Below are 7931 nucleotides of genomic sequence, written 5' to 3' on the forward strand. Positions count from 1 at the left end.
CCGCGGACCGGCTTAGCCATGATGGCCGGCGGCTTCGGGGTAGATGAGCGTGCGTGTGACCAGATGGTGCGGTGCGGTCAGCGTCTCGTGCAAGATCCGACCGTCCTCGGCCAGCGTGAGTTCGAGGACCGCGTTCTCGGCTGGGTAGGACAGGACGAGGCGGCGGTTCCCGTTTTCATCGGGAAGCCGGGTGGCCGTGGTGGCGACGCCGCTGGCGTACAGGGCGCGCCGGATGAAGTCCTTGCCGGTGGTCTGGAAGGACCGCGGTGTTCCCAGTCCGCGGGCGGTGTCGCTGGTGACGAGTTCGTGCAAGGTGAAGGACGGGACGGCCTTCATTGCCGTCACCGCTTCGCCCAGCATGTCCTCTGCCGGAATGGCGGGCCAGGTGATGGCCAGTGCGGCGGGTTTCGCATTCCAGTTGACGGACGTCGGGGTAATGGTGAGGCGGCTGGTGCCATCGCGCCAGGCGGCGGGGCTGAAAAAGCAGCCTTCCCCGCAGCTTCGGAATGTCAGCTCGGTGATGTCGCCGGCGGGTCCGGCGAGGGAACCGGTGAGGCCCAGTTGCGCGTTTACGGTCACGCCCGATGAATCGGTGATCTCCGGGACCATCAGCTGGATGACGAGCTGGCCGGAGCTGGCGCGTGCGTTGACACCTATCTCCCCGGCCAGGGCCGCCGCCGGGACGACCGGGCCCGTGGCGGGCGGCGGAAAGGCCAGGGGCGCGTCCGTGCTGCCGGGGACGGGCAGCACGGTCAGCAATGAGGACACTACAAGGACGGCGAACAGGGCGGCTGCTTCGACCCGGGCGGGGCGCCTGATCTTTTCCAGGGCGGATTTCCGGTGCAGGAGGCGGCGGGCGGCCAGGGCAAGACCGGCTGCGGCTGCGACCAGCCCGGTTTTGGCCAGCAGGACCCGTCCATAGTCGGTGGTGAGGAGGCTGTCGAAAGGGACAAGTATCAGTGCGGATCCAAGACCGGTGAGTACGACGGCGGTGAACAGCCACGCGGCAGTCCGGGAATAGACGCCGAGTGCTTCCCGGGCCAGGTCCCGCCGGTGTCGCCAGCGGACGAGTGTGCGCAGGGCGTGGACCAGCATTCCGGTCCAGAGGGTGGCCGAGGCGAGGTGCAGTACGGTCAGCGGGATGCCCAGGAGCGGGTCGGCCAGCTGTGGGTGGGCGCGCAGAGCCTCGGCGCCGATCACGGCCGCCAGCGGCAGCCAAAGCCATCCGCGCCGGCGTGCTGCGGCAGCGGTTGCTGCCAGGGCGAATCCGCTGATCTCGACAAGGGCCAGGATTCCCGGACGGCTGCCGGCCAGGGCTTCCGGTACGGGCCGGGTGAGGCCTGCTGTCAGAGAGCCGTTGCCCAGGAGCAGCACGGCTAGCCCGGCGGCGGCCGCCAGGCCTGCCAGGCAGGCCCACACGGTGATCGGCCGCGGCCCGGCCGGGGCACCGCGAAGGCGCGCAAGCAGCCGGGTTCCGGCCTGTTCCCCGAGGGCCAGGGCGAGGGCGGTGAACAGCAGGGCACGAAGGGTCGTCGTCTGCCATGATCCCTGCGTGTCGGTGGCCTGGCCGCCGCCCAGCGCCGTGGCGGCAGGTCCCACGGCATAGCGGTAGCTGCCGCTCATGACGTCGCCGTCGCCGGCGGTGACCTGCCATTCGACGGTGTAGATACCCCGCCCGGTGGATCCGGGCACTGGTATTTCCAGGGCCCGGTTCTCATGGCTGAGCCGGGGCGTGCCGACTGTCTGGCTGCCCTCCGGGCCGGTCAGCTTCACCGGGGTCCCGGCGGTGGTGACCGGCTCGTCAAAAAGCAGCGTCAGGGTCTCCGGGGCTGTGGCGACGGTCGAGTCGGCGGCAGGCGCGGTGAAGAGCAGATTGGCGTGCGCCGAGGCCGGGACCGCCGCCAGCAGACCGGCAAACACGAGCCCCGCCGTGGCTGCGAGCAGCGCGCCGGCACGGCCCAGACGGTGCATTCGCCGGCGGGTCCTACGCTTCACGCCGGGGCGGGGGGATAACGTCCGGGCCGGTGCCGGGAGCGCTCTGCAGTTGCGAGAGTTCTTCCCGGGCAGCGCGGATCTGGTCATCAAGACCTTGCGACGGCCGGGCGCAGCACCCGACGCCTGTGGTGCCGGCCTGCCGGCGCATCGGGCGCAGGCAGAAGAACCAGGTCAGGGCAATCGCCGCCGCGGTGGCGCCCAGTGCGATCAGCAGCGTGTTCATGCGGTGGTGCTCTCGCCGGGACGCGGTGCCGGGTGACGCTCGTCGAAGTCTGCCGGCACCGGGCGGAGGGCTTCGATCTGGGCGCGCAGCCTGGCCAGTTCCTGCTCCTGGTCCGGTGTGGCGGGCTGTTCGCTGCGCCCGCGGCCGCGCATCATGAGCCACATCATCAGGCCCATGCCGACGGGGCAGGCCAGGGCGGGAAGGAAGAGGAGTAACTGTTCCATGGGATGTCCTTAGTGGTCAGGGGTGGGGCAGAGTAGGGTCAGGTCGCGGCGGAGCGCGCGTGCGGAGAGACGGCCGTGGGCGATGAGCCTGCCGTCGGCGATGAGCCCGGGGGCGAAGAGGAGGCGGTGCCGGGCCGCGAGGATGCGCCCCTGCTCGCTGTGGAGGTCGACCTCATCAACGCTGAGCGGGAACTCGCGGGACAGCCCGGCCAGCAGCTGCTTGCCGTCGCTGCACCAGGTGCAGTCGGGCTGGGTCAGCAGGGTGAGCGTGATCATGGCCTGATTCCTTCCTTCAGGTCAGCGAGCAGGTTGTCGACCGGAACGAACATCGTGTAGTCCGGGGCGCCGCCGTAGTCGGCCCGCCAGCGTATGGTGCCGTCGGGTCCGACCAGGATGAAGCTGTGCCCGTCCCTCATGGCGCCCATCATCCCGTACTCGTTTGCACTGTACTTCTCTGAAACCGTGAGGCTGGGATCGGAGAGAACGGTCGTGGTCAGGCCCATGTCCCGGGTTTTGCGGGCAACGAGGTCGGCGGGATCGGTCGTGATCGAGAGGACCGTGTCGACGCCTGCGGCCTTGACCTTGGCGCTGTCCTTTTCGAGGCTGGTCAGCTGGTCCCAGCAGGGCTGGCAGGTCAGGCCTTCCTGGAAGTACAGGAGCACGTTTTTTCCCTTGTAGTCGCCCAGGGACACCTGCCGGCCGGTGGTGTCCTCGAGGGTGAAAACGGGCGCGGCCTGGCCGGGGCCCGGCTGGCCGACATCGTAGTTCTTTGCGGTGCCGGCGTTTTTCGGGGTTGTGGCTCCGGAGAAGATGCCGAAGAGGGCGACGAGGGCGATTGCAAGAGCTGCCGCGGCGAGGGTCCAGGTGACCCAGCGGCGGCTCGTTCCCCGGGCGGGGCCGGTCTTGGGGTCCCGGCTTTTGGTCGTGCTCATGATCGGCTGTCCTTTGCGGGGATGGGGTCCGTGGTGTTTTCGGGGGCGCAGCAGTCGTTGCCGGCACCGGCTTCGGCGTCATCGGCGGATGTGTCCGGGCAGGCCGGGCGTCCGGCATATCGGCGTGCCTGGCGTATCAGGTAGACAAGACCCGCGGTGAGGATCCCGGCCAGAACCCAGCCGGGCAGCCAGCCCAGGGCTCCGGAGATGACGGAAGCGGCATGCTGAAGGTCGGCCGTGATTTGCAGGAACACCCCGTCCGATCCCATCCCGGGGCCCAGTGCGGCCTGGACGTAGCTGAGTGCGGCCATCGATGAGCAGGAAGGCCGACGCGGCGGTGCCGAACGGCATCGTGCGGCGCAGGCGGCCGAGACGGAGCGTGACCTGCCGGCCCTGCAGCCACCTGCTCTTGCTCCAGTCCTTGCGGTCCCACACCAGGGCCAGCGCTGCCAGGGGTGCAACCATGCCCAGAACGTAGGTCAGTGCCACCGCCAGCGCCGCGGGAAACGAAGCGGTCGCCCCGGAGAGCACCGCGACGCCGGCCAGCACGGGAGCGCAACAGGAACTGGCAGCCCCCGAAAACACTCCCAGCCCATAGATCGAACCGAAACCTCCTCCGGTGGGGGCCCGGCCAGGCAGCATCGGCAGCCGGGGCTTCCGTCCGAGCAGCATCGCTGTTCCGCCGGCCAGCATGGCCGTGGCGGCAGCCGAAAACACCAGCACGTGCTGGCCTGAGACCAGACTGACGAGGGCGGTTGCTCCCAGGCCGATCGGCACGATGACGGTTGCCACTCCCGCTGCGAAGACAAAGGTTGCGGCCAGAATGCCGGTGCGGCGGCGAAAGCCGGTGGCCAGGTACGCGGGCAGCATCACCGAGACGCAGCACGGGGCCAGCAGCGCGACGAGGCCGCCAAGGAACGCGGTCAGCAGCGTCCCGCCGAACAGCAGATCTTCCATGGACGTTCGCCCTTTCACGCCATCGAGGCTTCGAAAACTATTCTCCTAAGGAGTTTAGGAGAATAGGCTGGCCGTGTCCAGCGGGGCCTGGCGGTCAGCTTCAGGGGGCAGGGGAGCTGGCGGAGGCGTTCGCGTCGGGACAGAGGTTGTGTCCGGCCGCGGCAGCCGCCGGACCTCCCAGCAGCAGCACCGGGAGGGCGAACAGTGCGGCAACGGCAAAGAGGCCGGCGGCGGTCCGGGCCCTGCCTAGGGGGTTGTTTGGGGGGATGAGCCGCCGCACGCGGGCAGCGGCCCCGCTGCCTCCTGCCGCAAGGGCAACGGCTGGGGACAGGTGTGCAATGCCCCCGGAGGCGACGGCAAGCAGGGCCCCGGCCACGGTGAGTCGCCCGGACCGGGCAGCGGCTGCGTCATCCGCGCGCAGTTCCACCAGTCGGGCCGTCTCTTCGGCGGCGAGCCGGAAGAGCGCGACGGCGGGGAAGGCCGATGCCAGGGCGCGGGAAAGGCCCAGGACCAGATCGTGCCGCTCCGAGAGGTGGGCGTGCTCGTGGGCCAGGACCGCGTCCAGCTGCGCCTCATCCAGGGCCTGCAGCGCCCCTGTTGTCACGACGGTGCGCCGCCGCCTGCCGGGGAGGCAGTAGACGGCCGGTTCGTCCGAGTCCAGAACAACAACGCCGCGGTGCCCATCGGTGTGGCCGACGATGTCAAGAATTCTGCTGTGGCGGGCGCGCTCCCGGGTCATGCCGGCGAGGCCCGCGCCGATGCACCACACGGTGCGGCCGAGTACGGCCAGGGAAAGGACGGCGCCGGTGGCACCCGCCGCTGCCCCACCCGGGGAAGCATACTGCTCGCGGATGGCCATGACGCAGGCCCGCAACAGTTCGGCCAGATCGCCGCTGACGCTCACTGTGGGGAATGTCAGGGCCAGTCCGGCGAGGGCGACGGAGGCCAGGATGGTGACGGTGAGGGCCTGCCACGCCGCGATGGCCAGCCGGGGAGCCCTGTCCGCCCAGGATGCCGCCCGCAGCAGCCGGGGTCCGGCAACGGCCAGAACCAGGGCGTAACCGAGGAGGGACAATGCGACGATCATGCCTGCATGTCCTGTTCCCGCGCCGCGCTGAGCAGTCGGTGCAGTTCGTCGGCCTCCTCGGGTCGCATCCCCTCCACGAACCCCACCAGGGCGGCGGTCCGGTCATCGGTGACTGAGAGGGCTTCAGTAACCAGTCCGGCAACGTACTTGTCCCTGCCCGCGGCTGCCCCATAACGGAATGCCCTGCCGTCCCGTTCCTTCGTGAGCCAGCCCTTACGGTGCAGAATCTCGGTGACGGTGTGCACCGTGTTGTAGGCCAGCCCCCGGTCCAGTCCCTCGAGGACCTCCCGGACCAGCAGCGGCCCTTCCGCGTGCCAGATCTGCTCCATGATGGCGCTCTCCAGGTCGCCAAACTTTGGCATGCTGCCTCCTCGGCCGTGTGTTGTCCTATCAAGGATAGGAGATAGGCCGCGGCATTGCACCTAAATACCTAAGTAAGTTAGGTTTGATATAGGAATGCCGGACCCCCGGCGTTGAACGCAGCGCCAGGCCCTAAGCGCCCGTCAAGCAAAGGATTCAGTGAAATGTCCCGATCAAAGAAGCCGGGCAGACCTGCCGGGACGGCCGGACCGGAATCGCAACCGGGCGCCGGGAGCAATCCAACTCTCAAGCAGCAGCGGGCCGCACATATTCAGCAGAAGCTTGCCGGATTCAAACTCCAGCACCGCAGAGCCCGGCGCAACCGGCTCATCCTCATCACCACGGCCTGGACTGTCGGCATCGCGCTTGTGGCAGGCCTCGTCGTCTTCGCCGTGATGAGCACCATGCCGAAAAGCCCGCCCGCCGCCATCGATGGCGTCCAGGTGTTTTCTGGGCTGAGCGCTAACCACGTGCAGACGCCGGCCAAGTACGGCCAGAACCCGCCCGTGGGCGGGGACCATTCGGCGGTCCCGCTCAACTGCGCCGTCTACAGCGAGCCGGTGCCCAACGAAAACGCCGTGCACTCCCTTGAGCACGGGGCTGTCTGGGTGACCTATGACCCGCAGGCGGTCAGCGGTGCACAGCTGGAGACGCTGCGCAAGGACATCCCCTCAACCTACGCGATCCTCTCGCCCTACATCGGGCTTCCCTCACCTGTCGTCGCCTCCGCCTGGGGCGTGCAGCTGAAGGCGGCAGGCGCTGATGACCCGCGGGTCAAAGACTTCATCTCCAAATACCGGAGCGCCAAGTCAGCCCCCGAGCCCGGCGCACCCTGCACCGGCGGACTCGACGGCCCCGGCAAAATCAAGTAGCCACCCGCGGACCGGGAGACAGGGAGGATACCGGGAACCGGCTGCCTGGACCACACGCCTCCACACCACTGAGGGAAGGACAAAACCAATGATGGGTTACGGATGCGGCGACATGGGGTTCATGTGGCCGTGGATGCTGGGATGGTCGATCCTTCTCATCGCCGTTCTGGCCGCACTCGTCTGGGGAATCGTCCGCCTCGCCCGCGGCGGCGGACGATCACCGGATAACCCTCCCAGCTCTGCCCGCATCATCCTCGATGAGCGGTACGCTCGCGGGGAAATCGGCGAAGACGAATACCGCACACGGCGCGAAACGCTGGGATAGGGCCATTGCCAGGCATCCTGGCCAGAGGCCACGCGTTTCCGTGCGAAAGGGACGATTACGGGACGGCTCCCGCACCGGCGGGCACACACCCCATCCTGCGGTCCTGGCCGTGCTGCCACGAATCTCGGCCAGGGAACCGCGCCCAGGGACGCTGCCTTGGCCCGGGTGCGCGAGCTCGGGGCTCAGTCGGTGATACAGGCCCTGGGGATGACGGCAGTGCCGCAGAGCTCAGCCGGTTCAAGCTCTGCAAGGACGACCAAGGCTCGGCCTTCGGCCTCCACGAACCACCCTCGTCAGCATCTTCGCGCTGATCTCGGCGTGGCCCAGGTTGCGCAGGGAACTGGCCAGCTGGATGACTGCCCGACGCCGGCTCTCGCCTTCCAGCCCCGTTTCCAGCGCGCGCTGGTACAGCAGGACGGCCTGCTCCGGGTAACCGGTGGAGTCGTAGGAGCCGCCGAGCTCGAAGTCGGCATTGGCGGTGCCCTCGGGCAGTTCCGCCCACAGCTTCTTCATGGCGGCGGGGAATTCTTCCCGGCCGGAGGCCTCCAGATCGGTCCAGAGCTTGGCCACGCGGTTCTCCCACTCAGGACTCTGCATGCCGCCGGCGCCGTAACACGGCTAGTCTGGGCGCATGAAGACACCACCACCGCCCTCGTAACAGGGGCAACAGCAGGGCTCGGCGCGGAATTCGCCCGCCAACTCGCAAAGGAAGGCCACACCATGGTGCTGGTGGCCCGCGACGCCGGCCGGCTCCAGCGGATTCTGAAGAACTCGAGCGGGACTACAGCGTTCCACGCGGGTTAGACGGCGATCAGTGACAAACGGTCCCGCCTACGACCTGGCTCCGCGCTGCCAGCCAACGTCGGGCGGCTTTGTTGGCGCACTCTGAAAGTACCAAGACTACGAACCGTGTCGCCGAAGACTTCGTCGGGGTCGAGGCGGCGGAGTTCTTCGGC

The 7931-nt window shown here is 68.5% G+C and carries 12 protein-coding genes; 3 read left to right on the top strand and 9 right to left on the bottom strand.

Annotated elements, in window-relative coordinates; translation table 11 throughout:
* Nucleotides 1–12 precede the first annotated feature (12 nt).
* The 8 genes from J1902_RS17150 to J1902_RS17185 form a co-directional block, all read right to left on the bottom strand.
* On the bottom strand, nucleotides 13–1971 hold the full coding sequence (locus J1902_RS17150; protein WP_207617534.1) for a copper resistance CopC/CopD family protein: 1959 nt from the start codon (nucleotides 1969–1971) through the stop codon (nucleotides 13–15).
* A gap of 13 nt (nucleotides 1972–1984) precedes the next feature.
* Nucleotides 1985–2218 carry a hypothetical protein gene (locus tag J1902_RS17155; protein WP_207617537.1) on the bottom strand — a complete coding sequence of 78 codons (234 nt, stop codon included), beginning with the start codon at nucleotides 2216–2218 and terminating at the stop codon, nucleotides 1985–1987.
* A complete protein-coding gene (locus tag J1902_RS17160) occupies nucleotides 2215–2442 on the bottom strand; it encodes a hypothetical protein (protein WP_207617539.1) in 228 nt (75 codons plus the stop codon). The genes J1902_RS17155 and J1902_RS17160 overlap by 4 nt, the downstream gene beginning before the upstream one ends.
* A 9-nt stretch (nucleotides 2443–2451) precedes the next feature.
* Nucleotides 2452–2718, bottom strand: coding sequence for a hypothetical protein (locus J1902_RS17165; protein ID WP_207617541.1), 267 nt, complete (start codon nucleotides 2716–2718; stop codon nucleotides 2452–2454).
* Complete coding sequence (locus J1902_RS17170) at nucleotides 2715–3374, bottom strand: peroxiredoxin family protein (RefSeq protein ID WP_207617543.1); 660 nt, start codon at nucleotides 3372–3374, stop codon at nucleotides 2715–2717. The genes J1902_RS17165 and J1902_RS17170 overlap by 4 nt, the downstream gene beginning before the upstream one ends.
* Nucleotides 3375–3452: 78 nt before the next feature.
* Complete coding sequence (locus tag J1902_RS17175; RefSeq protein ID WP_207617544.1) at nucleotides 3453–4331, bottom strand: cytochrome c biogenesis CcdA family protein; 879 nt, start codon at nucleotides 4329–4331, stop codon at nucleotides 3453–3455.
* Nucleotides 4332–4431: 100 nt separating this feature from the next.
* Nucleotides 4432–5418, bottom strand: a complete 987-nt coding sequence (locus tag J1902_RS17180; protein ID WP_207617546.1) for a M56 family metallopeptidase — start codon at nucleotides 5416–5418, stop codon at nucleotides 4432–4434.
* Nucleotides 5415–5780, bottom strand: coding sequence for a BlaI/MecI/CopY family transcriptional regulator (locus J1902_RS17185; RefSeq protein ID WP_207617548.1), 366 nt, complete (start codon nucleotides 5778–5780; stop codon nucleotides 5415–5417). Before J1902_RS17185 ends, J1902_RS17180 begins: the two co-directional genes overlap by 4 nt.
* A 162-nt stretch (nucleotides 5781–5942) precedes the next feature.
* Between J1902_RS17185 and J1902_RS17190 the strand changes: the two genes are divergently transcribed.
* Together J1902_RS17190 and J1902_RS17195 are read left to right on the top strand one after the other, a co-directional pair.
* Nucleotides 5943–6650 carry a thioredoxin-like domain-containing protein gene (locus J1902_RS17190; RefSeq protein WP_207617550.1) on the top strand — a complete coding sequence of 236 codons (708 nt, stop codon included), beginning with the start codon at nucleotides 5943–5945 and terminating at the stop codon, nucleotides 6648–6650.
* Between the two features lie 88 nt (nucleotides 6651–6738).
* Nucleotides 6739–6975, top strand: coding sequence for an SHOCT domain-containing protein (locus J1902_RS17195; protein ID WP_307794484.1), 237 nt, complete (start codon nucleotides 6739–6741; stop codon nucleotides 6973–6975).
* Nucleotides 6976–7212: 237 nt separating this feature from the next.
* Here J1902_RS17195 and J1902_RS17200 read toward each other — a convergent pair whose 3' ends face one another.
* Nucleotides 7213–7572 carry a tetratricopeptide repeat protein gene (locus J1902_RS17200; protein ID WP_207617551.1) on the bottom strand — a complete coding sequence of 120 codons (360 nt, stop codon included), beginning with the start codon at nucleotides 7570–7572 and terminating at the stop codon, nucleotides 7213–7215.
* Here J1902_RS17200 and J1902_RS17205 point away from each other — a divergent pair.
* Complete coding sequence (locus tag J1902_RS17205; protein ID WP_372434585.1) at nucleotides 7567–7779, top strand: SDR family NAD(P)-dependent oxidoreductase; 213 nt, start codon at nucleotides 7567–7569, stop codon at nucleotides 7777–7779. The genes J1902_RS17200 and J1902_RS17205 overlap by 6 nt on opposite strands.
* The last annotated feature ends 152 nt before the right edge of the window (nucleotides 7780–7931 follow it).

Origin of the sequence: Arthrobacter cavernae (genome assembly GCF_017368795.1) — a bacterium.
Taxonomy (GTDB): domain Bacteria; phylum Actinomycetota; class Actinomycetes; order Actinomycetales; family Micrococcaceae; genus Arthrobacter; species Arthrobacter cavernae.